The following is an 18888-nucleotide window of genomic DNA, read 5'->3' as shown; positions in this document are numbered from 1 at the left end:
TATTGTGGATTTCGGAAGATTGATTACGGCCATGGTTACCCCTTTTGATGCTAACGGGGACATCCATTGGGATGAAACAGCAAAATTGATTGATTATCTAATTGAGGAGCAAAAATCGGATTCACTGGTCATTGCTGGAACGACGGGAGAATCCCCGACGCTCAGCGAGAGCGAGAAGCTGGAACTGTTTCGTTTCGTGGTTCGTCATGCAGCTGGAAGAAGCAAAATAATTGCGGGAACGGGAAGTAATGATACTTCTCATTCCATAGAACTAACCCGAAAAGCTGAACAATGCGGAGTCGACGGGATTCTTCTTGTTGCGCCATATTACAACAAACCGAATCAGGAGGGATTGTTTCGGCATTTCGAAGCGATTGCGCAATCAACCTCGCTTCCCGTTATGCTCTATAATATACCGGGAAGGACAGGAGTCAGCATAAGTGTTGCAACAACACTGAGACTTGCTGAAATACCGAATATTGTAGCAACCAAGGAGTGTGCTTCGCTCGATCAGGTTACCCAGATTGTAGCTGGGGCACCTGAGCATTTCATCGTATACTCCGGGGATGATTCTTCGGCTCTTCCCGCGCTTTCGGTAGGGGCATATGGCGTTGTTAGCGTAGCAAGCCATGTGGCCGGCTCCCTGATGAAGGATATGATGGATGCATTTATCAAAGGTCAGGTACAGGAAGCAGCTAACTTGCATCAAAAACTGTTCCCGCTCTTTAAAGGGTTATTTGAATGTCCGAATCCGCTTCCTAATCCGTCAGCTGTCAAATATGCTCTTGAATTGAAAGGTTTCAAGGTTGGTGGGGTACGTCTGCCCCTTATTTCACCGAATGAGAACGAGTCTGCATTTATCCGAAAAATGATTGAGGAACTATAAACGTTATAGCGATAACGCCGGATTTTGTTCATTTCTACCATAATTCCCGAAAAACCGCCTTCTTTGTGCAAGAAGGCGGTTTTTCTTTTATAAAACGCTGCTTTATAGGGGTATCCTATCTCTTACTGGGTGGGTGACTTGTGTTTTCACTTTTTGTTCATGTATAATGAATTCAAGTGACTGGGTGCGGTATATTTTTGAAATATCATTAATTAATTGGTGGACGTCCAAAACTATAGGAGGGTTAGATTCATTTGTCTAAAAAAATAAATAACGATAAACTATCGATTTTCGCCTTGGGTGGAGTCGGTGAAATCGGGAAGAACATGTATGTCGTGCAGTATGCCAATGACATCGTTGTCGTGGATGCGGGATTGAAATTTCCGGAAGAGGACATGCTTGGCATCGATATTGTTATTCCTGATATTTCCTACTTGACTGAGAATCGTGATAAAGTGAGAGGTATTTTATTAACTCACGGTCACGAAGACCATATAGGCGGACTGCCGTATGTATTGAAGCATCTGAACGTTCCTGTATATGGAACAAAGCTGACACTGGGTTTGGTGGAGAACAAGCTGAAGGAAGCGAATTTGCTAGGTGAAACGAAGCGGATTCTGATTCACGCAGATTCTGAAATTCAGCTTGGGAGCACGTTAAAAGCAACTTTCTTCAAAACAAACCACAGTATTCCGGATTCGGTTGGCATTTGCATCGACACACCAGAAGGCAGTGTAGTTCATACCGGTGACTTTAAATTCGATCATACTCCGGTCAATGACCAGTATGCCGATTTGCAGCGTATGGCTGAAATCGGAAGCAAAGGCGTGCTTGCGCTTTTGTCAGACAGTACGAATGCAGAGAGACCGGGTTTTACACCATCGGAGAAGAACGTTGGTCTTGTCCTTGAGGACATTTTTCGCAAAGCGGATCAGCGTGTTGTCGTAGCAACATTTGCATCGAACGTACACCGGATTCAGCAAGTGATGAATGCGGCGGAATCGACAGGCCGTAAAGTAACCGTTATCGGTCGAAGCATGGTAAATGTCGTTTCTATCGCTTCGGAACTGGGCTACCTTCACATTCCGGACGGCATGTTGATAGAGCCTGAGGAAGTTAACAAAATGGCGGCGGACCGCGTTGTCGTATTGTGCACAGGAAGCCAAGGAGAGCCGATGTCTGCATTGACACGGATGGCTCGCTCGACACATCGTAAAGTGGATATTTTGCCAGGGGATACAGTCATTATCGCGGCAACGCCTGTACCAGGCAATGAAAAATATGTAGGACGAACGATTGATGAACTGTTCCGTCTTGGTGCGGAAGTTATCTATAGCGGTTCTAACTCCGGTGTTCACGTATCGGGACACGGAAGTCAAGAAGAACTGAAGCTGATGCTGAACTTGATGAAACCGAAATATTTCATTCCTGTTCATGGTGAATTCCGTATGCAGCGTCGTCATGCGTTGCTTGCTGAATCTGTTGGTGTTGACCCGGACAATATTTTTATTACAGATCTGGGTGAAATCGTTGAAATTCAAGGCGGCGCTGCTCGCAAAGCCGGAAAAGTAACAGCCGGAAACGTATTGATTGACGGACTTGGTGTTGGGGATGTTGGCAACATCGTACTCCGTGATCGCAAATTGCTATCACAAGATGGTATTTTGGTTGTCGTCGTGACTTTAAGCAAACAAAGCGGGTCCATTGTATCCGGTCCGGACATTATATCTCGCGGTTTTGTATATGTGCGTGAATCGGAAGGATTGCTGGAAGAAAGCAACCGGATCGTTTCAAGCACATTGCAGAAGCTGATGAGCGAGAATGTAAATGAATGGGCTTCACTTAAAACGAGTGTCAAGGATGCTCTGGGACGCTTCCTGTATGAGCAAACACGTCGTAGACCGATGATCCTGCCGATCATTATGGAAGTATGATTCTATATTTACGAATAGAATAAATAAGGCACACAGTCGCCCCTTTCGAAGGTAATATTGGACGGTTTCCTCGAAAGGGGCTTTTTATTTGTATTTGTCACTGCTTTTTGTGTTGAACTGTTCTAAACAAGCATAATCTGAACGGCATGTTTGCCATACTAGGATATGTATAGAACCTAAAATGATAAAAGGCAGGGTGCAGATGTGGAAAACAATTTGGACAACCATGAAAAAAAGGAAGTAAGAGGGGAGACCGGGATTCAACCGGTTCCAACGGAGGATCAAAAAAATCAGTCAGTTACCGATACAATTCAACAATTGGGACAAACCGGTGTGCCTACCGGGGGCGAGTCCAATATTTTTGGCATGACTATCATCGGTCAGATTGAAGGACATATCGTTCTGCCTCCGCAAAATAAAACGACTAAATATGAGCACATCATTCCGCAATTGGTTGCAGCAGAACAAAATCCGCGGATTGAAGGCTTGCTCATTATTTTGAATACGGTAGGGGGAGATGTAGAAGCAGGGCTTGCCATTGCGGAGATGATCGCCTCATTGACAAAACCGACGGTCACCGTCGTTGTTGGAGGGGGACATAGCATTGGTGTGCCGATTGCGGTCGCTTCCAGCTATTCCTTTATCGCTGAAAGTGCAACGATGACCATTCATCCGATCCGTATGAGCGGACTCGTTATAGGGGTACCGCAAACGTTTGAGTATATGGAGAAAATGCAGGAGCGGGTCGTTCGTTTTGTAACATCTCATTCCAATATTAGCGAGGAGCAGTTTAAGGATTTAATGTTTAAGACAGGGGAGCTGAACCGGGACATCGGCACAGCTGTTTCAGGCTCAGATGCTGTAAAGTATGGGTTAATGAATGAAGTGGGTGGCATCGGACAGGCTTTGGCGACATTAAATCGTTTGATCGGAGAACGAAAAAGTATCCATACAGGAGGAATAACCCAGTGACATTATACACCGTGATGCCGCATGAACTTATTTGGCGTGAAGAAGATCATTCTAATCAGACGCCTCAAACGAAAGAACTCCAAATGGGAAACGTGCTGATGGAGGTAGAGCTGCTTAGTGATAACAAGGCAAAAGTGATTCGTCTGCTAAATTGTGAGCTGGGGCATTATTTGAACCCGCATTATGCTCCTGGGAGTATCATTTCGTTTCTCCCTGTTATCGAACAGACAAAATAGGGCTAAAGTCTGAAAACAGAACATAGGTACGCCATCCGAATATATGTTATAATATGGCTTCGGGGGTGACACTATTGTCAAAACGCAAGCGAAAGAAAAGGGCTGTATTTGCCTCAGTCCTGAAATATGAAATTTATGGAATAATACTGATGACACTCTCGGTAATTGCATTATCCGGAGAGGCACCGGTAGGACGCTCCCTGTCCAAAATGTCAGGATACCTGCTGGGTAAATACTATTTTGTAATCCCCCTGATCGGAATTTATTACGGATTAATGGTAATGATTCACCGGAAATGGCCCAAACGATGGAGCAGTCGTAAAACCGGGGTTCTTCTGCTGATCTTGTCCCTGACTTTGATGAGCAGTATCAGCGGACTGGAGCCGAAGCTGGCCCCGATTGGGCAATTGAGTTCAAGCAATGTAATGACTCAGATACATAGTGATTTGCAAGGTGAACTTTTACACGGGAAAGCTGATGGCAGTCATCCGGTAATGGGAAAAGATATTAGCGGAGGTTATGCAGGAGCGTTACAGTTTTCACTTCTGCTTATGTTCTTTGGCATCATTGGCGCCCGTCTGATTATGATTGTTATGTTGTTCATCAGCTTTATGTTGATTACGAATTTGTCTTATGTAGATTTGATGCGCCTGCTTCGCACCCGTCTTGTGAAGTTAGGCGAAATATTGCAAAAAAGAATGCAAGGTCGGCAGACGAAAGCTAAAGCTACTTCAGCTTCGAAACGAAAACAGACCAAGAGCCTTCCAGTACATGAGGATAATGATGATGATCTGGATGATGCGGATCTGTCTGTTTCCAAGCGAAAGCTGCCGGTTTTCTTCCAGCTGTTTGGTAACAAGATTTCCGGCTTAGGCAGAACAGCGGAGCATACAGCTCAGGACAGAGGTATTCATTCGAGTCAAGCGGGATTGTCCGCTATGGACGCCGGCGCATTTGATATGGTCCCTGGAGAAGATCAGCCCGTGCTATATGGTCATTCAAATACGGATGCACCGACACCGTCTTCACCGATTATTCGGGATTTCTTCGAGCAGGTTAAGCATGAAGGTGCAGTAGATGAAGAGGAACTGGATGAGCAGGATGTTGAACAAATTCAAGACGATCCAGCCAGCGGTGTTTCTAGGAGTGCTGAAAAGACGGAACCGGAAGCAGTGCAAGATACATCGGAGAAGGCCGAGGGGAAAATATCTGACGGTGAGGACGGGGCTGAGACCAAATCTGCTTCACCGCCTCAACCTCCACCGAAGCCTTACAAGCTGCCGCCGTTTCGCCTGCTCTCCAAGCCTAACAATGGAGGAAAGCCGGGAGATCAGAACGATTATATGCAGACAGCCCGTAAGCTGGAGGCTACACTGGAAAGCTTCGGCGTTCGGGCGAAGGTGCTGGAAGTTGTGCGCGGTCCATCGGTTACCCGGTATGAGATTCAACCCGATATCGGAGTGAAGGTAAGCCGAATCGTCAGCTTGACGGATGACATTGCGCTGGCTCTTGCCGCCAAGGACATACGTATGGAAGCCCCGATTCCCGGTAAATCGGCGATTGGTATTGAGGTTCCGAACAATGAAGTGTCAATAGTTACGATGCGTGAAGTTATGGAAACACCGATGTTTCAGGATGCTCAGTCCAAGCTGTCCATTGCTTTTGGGCGTGACATTTCCGGCCAGACCATTGTGGGCAACCTTGCCCGGATGCCCCATCTTCTTGTAGCCGGTGCTACTGGCTCGGGTAAGTCGGTATGTATTAACGGGATTATTACCAGTATTTTATATAAAGCGAAGCCTGATGAGGTCAAATTTCTGATGGTCGATCCTAAAATGGTTGAGCTTAATGTATACAACGGTATTCCTCATCTAATGGCTCCGGTGGTGACCGATCCGAAACGCGCTTCACTCGCTCTCAAAAAAATCGTGGTTGAAATGGAGAAGCGTTATGAGCTGTTTTCCAAATCAGGTACACGAAACATTGAAGGCTACAACACTTTAATGAAAGACAATCCATCAGCGATATTGCCATATATTGTCGTGATTGTGGACGAGCTGGCCGATCTGATGATGGTCGCAGCGCATGATGTGGAAGAAGCAATCACCCGCCTTGCTCAAATGGCACGTGCCGCTGGGATTCATTTGATTATTGCTACACAGCGGCCATCTGTTGACGTTATTACAGGTGTAATCAAAGCGAATATTCCTTCCCGGATTGCATTTGGTGTATCGTCACAAGTTGATTCCAGAACGATTCTGGATATGGCGGGAGCCGAGAAGCTGCTCGGTCGTGGTGATATGCTGTTTATGCCGATGGGCTCCTCCAAGCCTATTCGGGTACAGGGGGCTTTCATGAGCGATCAGGAAGTTGAGAACATTGTAGACTTTGTTCGTGGACAAGGACAGGCTGAATATGATGAATCTCTTGTTCCTGAAATCGATGAATCGGCAACTTCCAATGATGAGGAGCTGGATGAACTGTACGATCAGGCGGTAAACGTTATCCTGGAAGCGAAGCAGGCATCAGTCTCCCTGCTGCAGCGGCGTATGCGTATTGGATATACCCGTGCTGCACGGCTGATCGATTCGATGGAAGCCAGAGGCGTGATCGGTCCTTACGAGGGCAGCAAGCCGCGTGAGGTACTTATGTCGATGGAGCAGTATCAGCAAAGTCGAGTCAGTTCATAAAATGTATAGTAAGAGGGTGTTCTGGGTTTTACCTGCTCAGAACATCCTCTTTTTTGTTGTAATATCTGCTGTTTTTTTAAGAGTTATAATCAATGAATTGACCGATCTACTTCCTTTTGGAGATGTGCATAGGAAACAGGCAGGCTTGGTCATAATAACCTTAGCGCTCCTGTAAAATCACAAGAGAAAGGTAGAGGTCAGTATGAAAAACGGAAAGATTTGGCTACTAACCGGTATCGTGGTATTGATTACGGCGTCCATTCTCTCCCAGGCAAAGTTTACATCCGAAACCGAGCCAGCTCCAATCAAACAAGAATCCTTGCCGACCTTCAGTCAGGCCATACTGAAATACGGTTCTTACGGTGAGGATGTTTATGAGTTGCAAGGACGGTTAAAGCATTTGGGATTTTACCACGGTAAAGTTGATAGTATTTTTGGCTCCAAGACGAGTGACTCAGTTAAATGGTTTCAATCTGAGTTTGGTCTTAAGGTAGATGGTATTGTTGGTCCCAAATCAAAGCTGAAGTTGTACAATGCGACGAAGAATTGGCGTCCAACCGAGCCTAAAATGCATGAACGTGGTAAGGATTATAAGGCAGAAGGAGCCGACCTTTCCTCTGCGAATGCCATGGGGTTATCCGATAATGATGTGAAAATTATGGCTAATGCGGTTTATGGGGAAGCTCGTGGCGAACCTTTTGAAGGACAGGTAGCGGTAGCCGCTGTTATTCTTAACCGTGTTAAATCACCAAATTTTCCAAATACGCCATCAGGAGTTATTTTTCAACCTCGTGCTTTTACTGCCGTAGCTGATGGACAAATCTATTTAACACCGAATGAGACAGCCCGAAAGGCGGTTATTCAAGCGATTAACGGTTGGGACCCTTCCGGAGGGGCGCTCTATTATTTCAACCCGGAAACAGCGACTTCGGAGTGGATCTGGAGCCGTCCGCAAATCAAAACCATAGGCAGGCACATCTTCTGTATGTAATGCCAAAACCGGAGCAATCGAAGGCTTGTCTTCGGTTGCTTCTTCACTTTGCAATGGGTTAGAATGGAACTAAATTACGTCTTGTGCACCATCAATATATGTGGTAAGGGAGTTTTGAACCTTGACGAACATCATGGGATTTGAACATGGGACAGCGGGGGGGATTCGGATTCATGTGCTGCCGACCCGCCGCTTTAAAACATTTGCCATTTCACTTTATGCCGGAAGTCCGTTGGATGAGAATACGGTGACTGCTACGGCTTTGACGCCGTTTGTGCTGCGCAGAGGTACGGTCTCCTATCCGGAGACAAGATCTTTCCGTGAACGGTTAGAACAGCTGTATGGGGCCGGCTTTGGATTTGATGTTTATAAACGCGGAGATTATCAAATCGTTCATTTTCGTATGGACACCATAAACGATTCATTTGTTCAGAGCTCGGAGAGCCTGCTGCAATCGTCGTTTTCTTTTCTGGGTGAAACATTAACGAAGCCTGCGCTTGAGAATGGAGTATTCCGTCCTTCCTATGTTCAGACAGAGCGGGATACGGTACGTAAAAAGCTGGAGAGCATTGTGAATGACAAAATTCGCTACGCTGCTGAACGTTGTATTGAAGAGATGTGCAAAAATGAGCCATATCGGCTGCATCCGCTTGGACAGCGTAAAGATTTGGACAGTATAACAGCCGAAAGTCTATATAATTCTTATCGGAAGTGGCTAAATGAAGCTGTTTTTGATCTATATGTTGTCGGTGATACGTCCATAGAAGAAGTAAAAAAGCTTGTGGAAGAGCACTTCGTGATGGATCGTTCACAAACAGGGAACTATGAGCCTTCCGTCGTGCGGTCCGTTGCATCCGAACCACAGACGGTTGTTGAGAAGCTGGATATTAATCAAGGAAAGCTAAATCTCGGTTTGCGCAGTAAAATTACGTACAGGGACAATGATTATGCTGCAGCCTTGATGTATAATGGAATTTTGGGCGGATATCCTCATTCCAAGCTATTTGTGAATGTTAGGGAGAAAGAAAGCTTGGCCTATTATGCTTCCTCCCGTTATGACGGCCATAAAGGAATCGCAACGATTCAATCCGGGATCGAGATAGAAAATTATGAAAAAGCAGTCCGCATTATCCAAAAACAGTTGGAAGATATGGCAGCGGGCGTTATATCAGACACTGAAATGTCACAGACAAAGGCTATGATTCGGAATGTCATCAAAGAAATGCAGGATTCGGCCTTTGAGCTGATCGCTTATGATTTTAACCGACAGTTGTCCGGGAAAGAGCGTACTGCGGAGGAACTACTCGAACAGGTGTCTCATGTTTCCCTGGAAGACGTTACACGCGCCGCATCCGCATTTTCGCTGGATACGATCTATTTCCTGAAAGGTCAAAAGGAGGAATAAACGGTGCAAAGCATTCATTACGAGAACCTGCAGGAAACGTTGTATTATGAAGTGCTGGATAATGGACTGCACGTGTATGTGCTTCCAAAGCCTGGATTTCAAAAAACATACGCAACGTTTGCAACAAAATATGGATCTGTAGATAATCATTTTCGGGTAGAAGGTGAGCCGGAAGTGAAAGTGCCTGATGGCATTGCCCACTTTCTTGAACATAAGATGTTTGAAGAACAGGAGGGTGACATTTTCGCCAAATTTGCTTCTAACGGAGCATCGGCGAACGCGTTTACAAGTTTTGATCAGACGGTGTATCTGTTCTCAGCAACCGAGAACATTATGGTGAATCTTGAGACGTTGATTGATTTTGTTCAGAATCCTTATTTTACGGACCAGAATGTTGAGAAAGAAAAAGGGATCATTGGTCAGGAAATCAACATGTATCAAGACAATCCCGATTGGCGCGTTTACTTCGGTTTGATCGAAGCGATGTATAAAGTACATCCGGTACGTATTGATATAGCTGGAACTGTAGAATCAATAGGAACGATTACGAAAGAAGATCTATACACGTGTTATAATGCTTTCTATCATCCGAGCAACATGCTGCTGTTTGTCGTCGGCGGTGTGGACCCGGAAGAGACGATTTCCATGGTTAAGGCCAATCAGGCTCGAAAAACCTATGAAAAACAGGGGAGCATTGAGCGTTTGTTTGATGCAGAACCGCTGGAGGTTGCGGAAAAACGCAAGGTTACCCGACTGGCGGTATCAATGCCGAAATGTTTATTCGGCTTTAAAGAGAAAAGTATGGGTCTAAAGGGAGAAGATCAGCTTCGGCATGACCTGACAACAAAGCTGATGCTGGATTTGATGTTCAGCTCCAGTACAGAGCTGTATCAGAAGCTCTATGATGAAGATCTGATTACAGACAATTTCTCACATGAATTCAACAGCTCGCCTCAATATGCTTTTTCAGCGGCAGGCGGTGACACGAAAGATCCTGAGCGGCTGCTGCAGCGTATTCGTGAGGAAGTGGATCGATTGAAGGAAAATGGATTTAATCAATCAGATTTTGAACGGGCACGTAAAAAGAAAATAGGCGGTTACTTGCGCATGCTTAATTCCCCAGAGAACATTGCGCATGAATTTACAAGATACCAGTTCAGAGGCAGTAATCTGTTTTCGGTGCTGTCGGTGTATGAGTCCATTACACTGGAGGATGTTAACCGAAGATTACAAGAGCATGTCAACTGGGATCAGCTTGCAGTATCCCTTGTTTTGAGTCCGTAATGAAACTGCTGATGGGAGAGTCTTTAAAACCAATCGGGGAAATGACGGTGCTAATAACCGGAGCTAGCAGAGGGATCGGGGCGGCGATAGCTGAACGTTTTGCCTCTGTCGGCATGAGTGTTGTTCTTCACTATATGAGCTCTCATGAGGCGGCGAACGAGGTGGCACGTCGCTGTATGAGTTATGGATCGAAGGTATTGACGGTTTCTGCAGATTTAAAGGATAAGGAACAAATTTTGCGCATGCAAGAAAAGCTTGCAAACCATGGCATGGAGCCTGATATTTTGGTGAACAACGCAGGCATTTCCCATTATGGTCTTCTGTCAGATGTGACGGAGGACGAATGGGATACGGTCATGTCGGTGAATCTGAAAGGTACATTTTTATGTACGCAAGCTTTTATGGGGCGGATGATATCCCAGCGATTTGGACGGATTATCAACGTATCCTCAATATGGGGGCTTTCGGGTGCTTCATGCGAAGTGGTGTATTCGGCTAGTAAGGGAGGAATTAACGCATTTACTAAAGCGCTGGCCAAGGAGCTGGCTCCTTCCGGTGTAACGGTAAATGCGGTTGCTCCTGGTGCGGTGGATACGTCCATGCTCGGTCATTTGGAGGCCGATGAAATTCGGATGCTGGAGGAAGAGATACCGCTTGGACGTCTTGCTCAGCCTGATGAGATATCCTCGCTTGTATATTTTCTGGCTTTGCCGGAATCCGGCTATATTACAGGGCAGGTCATCAGTCCGAATGGCGGATGGGTAACCTGAAGATTTGTGCCACCTTTTGGCGCATTTCTTTATTCATAGCGAATGGAGTACTGGGACATATTATTAATGTTCATTTAAATCTCAATTGCAACAAGCAAAAGGAGGATTAATCCATGTCATCCGTACTCAAAAATTTCGATTCTTGGAAAAAGTTTCTTGGTGAGCGTGTCGTTCAAGCCGAGAAAGCGGGAATGAATGAAGATACGATTTCGCAGCTCGCTTATGAAATCGGTGATTTTCTTGATCAGAAAATCGACCCTCAAAACTCCTCCAACCGTGCCCTCAAAGAGCTTTGGGATGTGGGTAATGAGGAAGAGCGCCGCACGATTGCCCGGTTGATGGTCAAACTGGCCAAAAACAACGCTTAGTTTAAGAGCGGCCCCCTAACAGCAGGGGGCTTTTTAAAATGAAAGTCTAGTTAAATTTTTTTCATCAAATGATAAACCATGTCTTTTAAAGACGGCTTTAAGCCGTTTATGCTTGTTCGAATGGTTACAGAGTTGTCCTTGCCTTTCATTTTCATTTTATATATCATTAACGTGACCCATTTTTTAATGCTCTTTTCCTTGTTCCTAAATATGTAAAACCAACTATAAAATGGGTGTAAATCGAAGTTTGTCGAGGTGTCTTTGTGGGATCTAAACAATGGTATATGGAATACGAGATACATAAAAACAGGCCGGGGTTACTCGGTGATATCGCTTCTATGCTCGGAATGATGGAAGTGAATATTTTGACGATCAACGGTGTTGAAGGTCAGACCAGAGGTATGCTGCTCGAAACCGACGATGAAGAGAAGATCGAATTGATGGGTAAAATGTTGAAAAAAGTCGAAAATATAACCGTAAAGGCGTTTCGACCGCCTAAACTGGTTGATATTTTGGCGGTTCGTCATGGCCGCTACATTAATCGCGATTCGGATGATCATAAGACGTTTCGTTTTACTCGTGACGAGCTCGGTTTACTTGTTGATTTTTTGGGTGAATTGTTTAAGAAGGAAGGAAATCGGGTGATCGGTCTTCGGGGGATGCCTCGTGTCGGTAAGACTGAATCCATTATCGCGGGCAGTGTATGTGCTATGAAAAGATGGACTTTTGTTTCCTCCACGTTACTGAGACAAACGATGCGAAGCCAACTTTCCGAGGATGAAATGAATCCCTCCAATGTATTTATTATTGATGGCATAGTCAGTACCATTCGCTCTAACGAAAAGCATTATCAACTTCTGCAAGACATCATGTCGATGGAGAGCACCAAAGTGATTGAGCATCCTGATATTTTTGTTCGGGAATCGGAATATTCTTATGATGATTTTGATATTTTAATCGAATTGCGAAACAATCCTGGTGAAGAAATCGTTTATGATACATTCACAGGTTCATACAGTGAAGATCTGTAAGTAACCGCAAAATCCAAGAGGAGGTGATGGCATGTCCGAATTAGGACAACAATTAAGGGAGGCACGTCTTCAAAAGGGCATGAGCCTGGATGATGTGCAAGAAATGACAAAAATACGCAAGCGATACTTAGAAGCCATCGAGGCAGGGGATTATAAAGTCCTCCCAGGCAGTTTTTATGTCCGGGCATTCATCAAAACCTATGCGGAAGCGGTAGGTTTAAATCCGGATGAATTGCTTGAGGGCCATAAGCAGGACGTACCTAAACCACAGCCGGAATCAACGATGGAGCCTGTTATTCAGAAGCGTTCTGCACGTACGTCTTCCGAGCGTAATTTCAGTTGGCTCCCAACTGCATTAATGTGGACCTTTCCTATATTAATTATCGTTGTTATTTATATATACGCTTCTAATGCTAACAATTCTGCACCGGATAAGATCACTCCGCCAACGACACAGAACGAACCGGCCGAACCAGCTAATAAAGGCGGGGAAGAGTCGACACCGAATCCTGGCGGTGCTCAGGGTGATGGAGGTGCTGATCAAGGCGATGGGGAAGGTACAGAAACAGACCCCGGAACTGACACAGACGAAGGTGTAACAGACACTGAAGAAGATCCTGCTAAAGAGCAGGAAGGTCAGGTTACGGTGACGGAAGATCGCAAGCAGGGAAAGAGCACGGTGTTCAAAGTAGCATCACCTGAAGGAACGCCTGTAAAAGTGGAAATCGAGGCATCGGGAGAAAGCTGGGTCGAAATTTATCGCGGTTATAATTCACAAGGTGAGAAGTTATTGTATCAAATGGTGAATGCGGGTGATTCGTTCAGCTTTGAAATGGATAGTCAGGGGATGTATGTCAAATCGGCATATTCTCCGGCCACAGTGATTACGGTAGGGGGTCAGGTTGTTACAGACGGAAAGTCGACTTCTCGTCTGTTATTAGAACCGGCAGACTCCACAACGACCGACAGTGACAGCACAGAAACAGACGAAGAATAGACCCTTTCTTCTCAGGATAAATTAATAGCGGTGTGTGGAATGTGAAATTTCGCTATTTTGTCTTTTCCTGGGGAGGTGGAGTTCTGATGACCGTCGGCTGGATTATAGCTGGCCTTGGCATGATTGTAAGCCTATTGGGATATTATCTGATTCCGAATGATTGGGGTTATGGTATTCTCGGTTTCGGGCTTGCCCATGTTATATTGGGTGTTCTTGATATGTTTCGTCAGCCCGCAAGGAGCAGAGGCAGGGACAGTTAGATGGTTAAGAGGCTTCGTTTTTACCCAAAAGGTAAGAACGAGGTCTTTTTGCTTCGAGAAGCGTCGCGCCTCGTAAAAAAAACCAACAAAGGCGTATTTTCTTGTCATGACAAAATTGCCATATGGATTAGACTTCCGCCTCAATCATAACCTATAATAGATTGTACATATTGTTTTTTGAAAGGAAGGAATGACTATGAGTTCTGAACATTCATTTGATATTGTGTCCAAGATGGACATGCAGGAATTAAGCAACGCAATTAACCAGGCGGAGCGTGAAATCCAGAACCGATACGACTTTAAAGGAAGCAAAAGTAGTTTGAAGCTGGAAAAAGACATCCTCATCATTACCTCCGATGATGAATACAAGTTGAATGCGGTCATCGATATTTTACAATCCAAAATGGTAAAGCGCGGACTATCGTTAAAAAATGTAGATTACGGAAAAATTGAACCGGCTTCACTCGGTACCGTCAGACAACGTCTTTCGCTTAAGCAGGGGATTGATCAGGATAACGCCAAGAAGATCAACGTGCTGATCCGCGATTCGAAGCTGAAGGTGAAAAGCCAGATACAAGGGGACCAGATTCGGGTTTCAGGCAAAAGTAAAAACGATCTTCAGGCTGTTATGCAGCTGCTAAACAAAGCGGAACTTCCGCTTGATCTGCAGTTTACGAACCTGAAGTAAACCTTGGCCTCCCTTCGTGTGCGAGGAGGAGGTTTTTTTATTTTTTGACATCGGACGAGCCTTGATATTATACTGAAAATCGATATTACAAGTAAGCGGAAAGATTATTGGCGGATGAGTGCAGGTATAGGTGTGCTCCTAACTTTTTTTCTTGTACATAAGAACTTGGAAACTCTCAACCCCAATATAGGGAGGTTGCTTCATGAATTTACCGAATCGCATAACGCTGGCCCGGATTTGCCTGATCCCCATTATGATGATTTTTTTACTGGTGGATTTCGATTTTTATCCTGAACCGATCGTATGGAATGATTTTACACTGCCATACAATCAGCTTATTGCTGCTTTGATCTTCATCTTGGCCGCCAGTACGGATGGGATTGACGGTTACCTTGCCCGCAAGAATAATATGGTAACCAATCTTGGCAAGTTGCTGGACCCGCTCGCAGATAAACTGCTTGTAGCAGCAGTGCTCATCTCGCTGGTGGAGATGGGGAAGGTTGAGTCTTGGATGGTGGTCGTGATCATCAGCCGTGAGTTTGCTGTGACCGGCTTGCGTCAAATCGCCCTTCTTGACGGGGCTGTTATGGCTGCGGGGAATTCGGGAAAGTTAAAGACGGTGATCCAGATCGTCGCTATTGTGGCACTGCTCATTAACAATTTTCCGTTTGTGTTTCTGGGAATTCCGTTTGACCAGATTGCCATTTGGGCGGCTGTTCTGATCACGATCTATTCCGGGTTGGAATATTTTGTGAAAAACAAACACCTTCTCCGGGGGGATTAAAGGCTGGAAAGCAATAGGAGGAATCCTATTGTTTTTTTCTAAAGTTGGGATGATCGGGAGGTTTAAAATGAAGGCTGAAATCATTGCGGTAGGAACCGAGCTGCTGCTCGGACAAATTACGAATACTAACGCCCAGTATTTATCAAGGCAATTCGCAGGCATGGGAATCGACCTTTATTACCAGAGCGTGGTTGGGGATAATATAGAGCGGATTAAAGAAGTGCTAAGACTTTCTAGCCGGCGTGCTGACATTGTCGTATTGACCGGAGGTCTTGGACCGACACAAGATGATGTTACGAAGGAAGCTCTAGCCGAATTTATAGGCAGCTCGCTACACATTGACCGGATGGCGATGGACAATATTGACCGTTTTTTCATGGATCGTGGCAGAGAGATGACCGAGAACAACAAGCGTCAGGCATTGACGATTGATGGTGGAACGCCGCTGCCGAATGAAACCGGTCTTGCCGTTGGAAATGCAATTACATATGAAGATACGCACTATATTGTGCTTCCAGGGCCTCCGAGAGAGCTTGTGCCGATGTTTGAGAAGCAAGCTGTTCCCTGGTTGATGCAGCATGTTCTTACGAAAGAGCTGCCGCTTTACTCTAAGATGCTCAAGTTTGCCGGGATTGGCGAGTCTGCATTGGATGATCGTCTGTCGGATTTGATCACCGTCCAGACCGATCCAACGATAGCTCTATATGCCAAAGAAGGAGAAGTGACGGTTCGGCTGTCTACAAAGGCTCCAAGTGAGAGAGAGGCAATGGAGAAGCTGGACAGACTGGAAAAACAGATCAAGGATATCGTACCGGATCATCTGTACGCAAATGAAGATGTTCCCATTGAAAAAGTGATTGTCGATATAATGACTGAGCGCGGCTTAACCCTTAGTGCTGCGGAAAGCTGTACCGGTGGCCTTGTTATGGATACCATTACATCCATTCCAGGCAGCGCGACGGTGCTTCTTGGCGGGATTGTCTGCTATACGAACGAGATCAAGCACAAGCTGGTCCATGTCCCGCAGCGGCTGCTTGAAGGCGAGAATGCCCCAGGTGCTGTTTCCATTGAAGTAGCAGAGGTGCTCGCGGAGCAGGTGCGGATGGTGGCGGATAGTGACTTTGGTCTGTCAGTGACGGGTGTTGCAGGTCCAGGGGAGACCGAACATAAACCGGTAGGTCTTGTGTATATCGGGTTATCTGAACGCGGAAAGAAGACCGAGGTTTATGAACTTCACTTAAGGGGAGACAGGGACATGGTGCGCATCCGCGCAACCAAGGCGTTGTTATACCATTTATGGCGCAGGCTTCAAGCAACGTAAGCTTCAGTAATAATTTAGCAATAGACTTGAATCGTCGGGAGTCTAATTGTATAATCGGTATACGGAAGAACCGTGGCATTTATGATGTGGCCGCGGTTTTTTGCTGTTTTGGAAGCTGCCGCGGCGGTTAAGTCGGGGGAGGGAGCGTTCTAAAAAAATACGAATGTATGTTCGAAAAAAAGCTTGGCAAACGTTAAAAAACAAGGTATGATATTACTATCAACAATTGAAGGGTTGTGGAATCATTGTCAGATCGTCGTGCTGCGCTGGATATGGCGCTTCGCCAGATAGAGAAACAGTTCGGTAAAGGTTCTATTATGAAACTGGGTGAATCCACCCATATGCAAGTGGAAATCGTGCCAAGCGGATCTTTGGCATTGGACATAGCATTGGGAACAGGTGGTCTGCCTAAAGGCCGGATCATTGAGGTCTACGGACCGGAATCTTCCGGTAAAACTACGGTTGCACTCCATGCCATAGCAGAAGTTCAAAAAGTAGGCGGACAAGCTGCATTTATCGATGCAGAGCATGCATTGGACCCATCATACGCCAGCAAGCTTGGTGTTAACATTGATGAGCTTCTGTTGTCCCAGCCGGATACGGGCGAACAGGCGCTTGAAATCGCCGAAGCTCTTGTTCGCAGCGGTGCTGTCGATATAATTGTTGTTGACTCGGTAGCGGCTCTCGTTCCGAAAGCGGAGATCGAAGGGGACATGGGTGACTCACACGTAGGTCTGCAAGCTCGTCTCATGTCACAAGCCCTTCGTAAATTGTCCGGAGCGATCAGCAAATCCAAAACAATTGCCATATTTATCAACCAGCTTCGTGAAAAGGTCGGTGTTATGTTCGGTAACCCGGAAACTACACCAGGGGGCCGAGCCTTGAAGTTTTATTCAACCGTCCGTCTTGACGTTCGTCGTATTGAAAGCATCAAGATGGGGAACGATGTGGTAGGTAACCGTACGCGAGTTAAGGTTGTAAAGAATAAAGTGGCTCCACCATTTAAACAAGCCGAGATTGATATTATGTATGGTGAAGGGATCTCGAAAGAGGGAAGCTTGGTTGATATCGGTACGGAGCTTGATATTGTGGATAAGAGCGGTGCGTGGTATTCCTTCTCTGGCGAGCGTTTGGGCCAGGGCCGTGAGAATGCAAAGCAATTCTTGAAAGAGCATCCGGAGATTGCTGATGTGATTGAGGGTAAAATCCGTGAAGCCAGTAACTTGACCACAACTGTACCTGCCCAAAGTGAAAGTGAAAAGGCACAGGAAGAGCTGGAAGAACAAGAATTGTTTAAAGAAAAATAGATCGCCGCACATATTAAAAGGCTTTATAAATTCAAGTAGAGACGCTTGCCGATTGAGTTTTATTCTAGACGGCAAGCGTTTTTTTGCTTGCTGACCAGGAGGGAGAATAATGGATATGGAGTACAGCCGCAAGCTCATAGAGGAAAAGATAAATGACCTCTCTCATTTTCCGGATGATGAGGAGTTGATCATCACTTCTGTGAAGATGCTGCGAAAGCCGAAGCATCGTTATCAGATCGCTTTTGATTCATATGTTTTATCAATTCACGAAGATATTATGATTCAATTTCGGATGATGAAGGGGAGCGTGTTCCGCAAGGAAGAACTGAAAGAGATCGTTGCTGCAGATGAGAGGCAGCAAGCCTATGTGGAGGCGCTGAAATTTCTAGAGCGGAAACCTCGAACGGCCCAGGAGATCGCTCGGCGTCTTCACCAGAAAGGAATGACAGCGGAAGGTATAGAGGAAACGGTGATCAGGCTCCAGCAGGAGAGGCTGGTTGATGATGAGCTCTATGCCAAACAGTGGGCTGAGCAGCGGATTACGGGGCAGAAGAAGGGAAGAATGTGGGTTAGGCAGGAACTGCGTCAGAAAGGTATACAGACGGAGCTCATTGCCAAAGCTTTGAATGAAGTAAGTGAAGAGGATGAACTGCAAAGCGCTTATATTATAGGCAGAAAAAAATGGTATCAGACTAAAGGAGATGCCTTGGAACGAAAGCGTAAGACGGGGGCTTTTTTAATGCGCCGAGGGTTTACCGGTGAACAGGTACGGAAAATTATCAATCAATTCATTGCAGAGGATCATGAAACGGAAGAGACTCTTGAAGAGCCCGAGATGTTTGACTAAGATAATAGAGGAACTAAAAAAAGGTTCATTTGGGTGATCATCGTCATGAACCCATGGCTTTCCCTTGACAATATCTTTTCAGAAAGAATAAAATGAAAAAGAATCTTTATCATTTAT

At 45.6% G+C, this 18888-nt stretch carries 18 protein-coding genes; all 18 read left to right on the top strand.

Going from position 1 to position 18888, the window contains the following annotated elements:
* Positions 1-4 precede the first annotated feature (4 nt).
* Positions 5-886, top strand: coding sequence for a 4-hydroxy-tetrahydrodipicolinate synthase (dapA, locus tag C8268_RS01385; protein WP_106766013.1), 882 nt, complete (start codon positions 5-7; stop codon positions 884-886).
* Positions 887-1140: 254 nt separating this feature from the next.
* Positions 1141-2820, top strand: coding sequence for a ribonuclease J (locus C8268_RS01380; protein WP_106766012.1), 1680 nt, complete (start codon positions 1141-1143; stop codon positions 2818-2820).
* A 258-nt stretch (positions 2821-3078) separates the two neighbouring features.
* Positions 3079-3792: a ClpP family protease gene (locus tag C8268_RS01375; RefSeq protein ID WP_199794902.1), complete on the top strand. Its 714-nt coding sequence runs from the start codon at positions 3079-3081 to the stop codon at positions 3790-3792.
* Positions 3789-4028, top strand: coding sequence for a YlzJ-like family protein (locus C8268_RS01370; protein WP_106766010.1), 240 nt, complete (start codon positions 3789-3791; stop codon positions 4026-4028). The genes C8268_RS01375 and C8268_RS01370 overlap by 4 nt, the downstream gene beginning before the upstream one ends.
* A gap of 74 nt (positions 4029-4102) precedes the next feature.
* Complete coding sequence (locus C8268_RS01365) at positions 4103-6718, top strand: FtsK/SpoIIIE family DNA translocase (protein ID WP_106766009.1); 2616 nt, start codon at positions 4103-4105, stop codon at positions 6716-6718.
* A gap of 202 nt (positions 6719-6920) precedes the next feature.
* A complete protein-coding gene (gene sleB, locus C8268_RS01360; RefSeq protein ID WP_106766008.1) occupies positions 6921-7709 on the top strand; it encodes a spore cortex-lytic enzyme in 789 nt (262 codons plus the stop codon).
* A gap of 133 nt (positions 7710-7842) precedes the next feature.
* Positions 7843-9114: an EF-P 5-aminopentanol modification-associated protein YfmF gene (gene yfmF, locus C8268_RS01355; RefSeq protein WP_106769797.1), complete on the top strand. Its 1272-nt coding sequence runs from the start codon at positions 7843-7845 to the stop codon at positions 9112-9114.
* Positions 9115-9117: 3 nt separating this feature from the next.
* Positions 9118-10398, top strand: coding sequence for an EF-P 5-aminopentanol modification-associated protein YfmH (gene yfmH / locus C8268_RS01350; protein ID WP_106766007.1), 1281 nt, complete (start codon positions 9118-9120; stop codon positions 10396-10398).
* Positions 10398-11168 carry an elongation factor P 5-aminopentanone reductase gene (gene ymfI, locus C8268_RS01345; protein ID WP_106766006.1) on the top strand — a complete coding sequence of 257 codons (771 nt, stop codon included), beginning with the start codon at positions 10398-10400 and terminating at the stop codon, positions 11166-11168. The genes yfmH and ymfI overlap by 1 nt, the downstream gene beginning before the upstream one ends.
* Before the next feature lie 113 nt (positions 11169-11281).
* Positions 11282-11536: a DUF3243 domain-containing protein gene (locus tag C8268_RS01340; protein ID WP_106766005.1), complete on the top strand. Its 255-nt coding sequence runs from the start codon at positions 11282-11284 to the stop codon at positions 11534-11536.
* A gap of 263 nt (positions 11537-11799) precedes the next feature.
* Positions 11800-12567: a DUF3388 domain-containing protein gene (locus C8268_RS01335; protein ID WP_106766004.1), complete on the top strand. Its 768-nt coding sequence runs from the start codon at positions 11800-11802 to the stop codon at positions 12565-12567.
* 31 nt (positions 12568-12598) lie between these two features.
* Positions 12599-13564 carry a helix-turn-helix domain-containing protein gene (locus C8268_RS01330; protein ID WP_106766003.1) on the top strand — a complete coding sequence of 322 codons (966 nt, stop codon included), beginning with the start codon at positions 12599-12601 and terminating at the stop codon, positions 13562-13564.
* A gap of 86 nt (positions 13565-13650) precedes the next feature.
* Positions 13651-13824 (top strand): hypothetical protein, encoded by a 174-nt coding sequence (locus C8268_RS22850; RefSeq protein ID WP_199794794.1) that lies wholly within the window; start codon positions 13651-13653, stop codon positions 13822-13824.
* Positions 13825-14020: 196 nt separating this feature from the next.
* Positions 14021-14512 (top strand): YajQ family cyclic di-GMP-binding protein, encoded by a 492-nt coding sequence (locus tag C8268_RS01325; RefSeq protein ID WP_106766002.1) that lies wholly within the window; start codon positions 14021-14023, stop codon positions 14510-14512.
* Between the two features lie 202 nt (positions 14513-14714).
* A complete protein-coding gene (pgsA, locus tag C8268_RS01320) occupies positions 14715-15296 on the top strand; it encodes a CDP-diacylglycerol--glycerol-3-phosphate 3-phosphatidyltransferase (RefSeq protein WP_106766001.1) in 582 nt (193 codons plus the stop codon).
* A 67-nt stretch (positions 15297-15363) separates the two neighbouring features.
* Entirely contained in the window at positions 15364-16617 is a 1254-nt protein-coding gene (locus tag C8268_RS01315; RefSeq protein ID WP_106769796.1) for a competence/damage-inducible protein A, read from the top strand.
* A 245-nt stretch (positions 16618-16862) separates the two neighbouring features.
* Entirely contained in the window at positions 16863-17924 is a 1062-nt protein-coding gene (gene recA / locus C8268_RS01310) for a recombinase RecA (RefSeq protein ID WP_106766000.1), read from the top strand.
* 109 nt (positions 17925-18033) lie between these two features.
* The gene (locus C8268_RS01305; protein WP_234032645.1) at positions 18034-18771 is read left to right on the top strand and encodes a regulatory protein RecX; all 738 of its coding nucleotides are present in this window, start codon (positions 18034-18036) and stop codon (positions 18769-18771) included.
* The last annotated feature ends 117 nt before the right edge of the window (positions 18772-18888 follow it).

The organism is Paenibacillus faecalis, assembly GCF_900289175.1.
Lineage (GTDB): Bacteria > Bacillota > Bacilli > Paenibacillales > Paenibacillaceae > Paenibacillus_AQ > Paenibacillus_AQ faecalis.
The sequence above is the reverse complement of the archived record's forward strand: the minus strand, read 5'-3'. Positions and strand labels throughout refer to the sequence as shown.

Bases quoted from the DNA above. Each gene is read 5' to 3' on its own strand.
- sleB (WP_106766008.1), top strand. From the start codon at position 6,921: ATGAAAAACGGAAAGATTTGGCTACTAACCGGTATCGTGGTATTGATT.
- yfmF (WP_106769797.1), top strand. From the start codon at position 7,843: ATGGGATTTGAACATGGGACAGCGGGGGGGATTCGGATTCATGTGCTG.
- ymfI (WP_106766006.1), top strand. From the start codon at position 10,398: ATGAAACTGCTGATGGGAGAGTCTTTAAAACCAATCGGGGAAATGACG.
- C8268_RS01340 (WP_106766005.1), top strand. From the start codon at position 11,282: ATGTCATCCGTACTCAAAAATTTCGATTCTTGGAAAAAGTTTCTTGGT.
- C8268_RS01330 (WP_106766003.1), top strand. From the start codon at position 12,599: ATGTCCGAATTAGGACAACAATTAAGGGAGGCACGTCTTCAAAAGGGC.
- C8268_RS22850 (WP_199794794.1), top strand. From the start codon at position 13,651: ATGACCGTCGGCTGGATTATAGCTGGCCTTGGCATGATTGTAAGCCTA.
- C8268_RS01325 (WP_106766002.1), top strand. From the start codon at position 14,021: ATGAGTTCTGAACATTCATTTGATATTGTGTCCAAGATGGACATGCAG.
- pgsA (WP_106766001.1), top strand. From the start codon at position 14,715: ATGAATTTACCGAATCGCATAACGCTGGCCCGGATTTGCCTGATCCCC.
- C8268_RS01315 (WP_106769796.1), top strand. From the start codon at position 15,364: ATGAAGGCTGAAATCATTGCGGTAGGAACCGAGCTGCTGCTCGGACAA.
- C8268_RS01305 (WP_234032645.1), top strand. From the start codon at position 18,034: ATGGATATGGAGTACAGCCGCAAGCTCATAGAGGAAAAGATAAATGAC.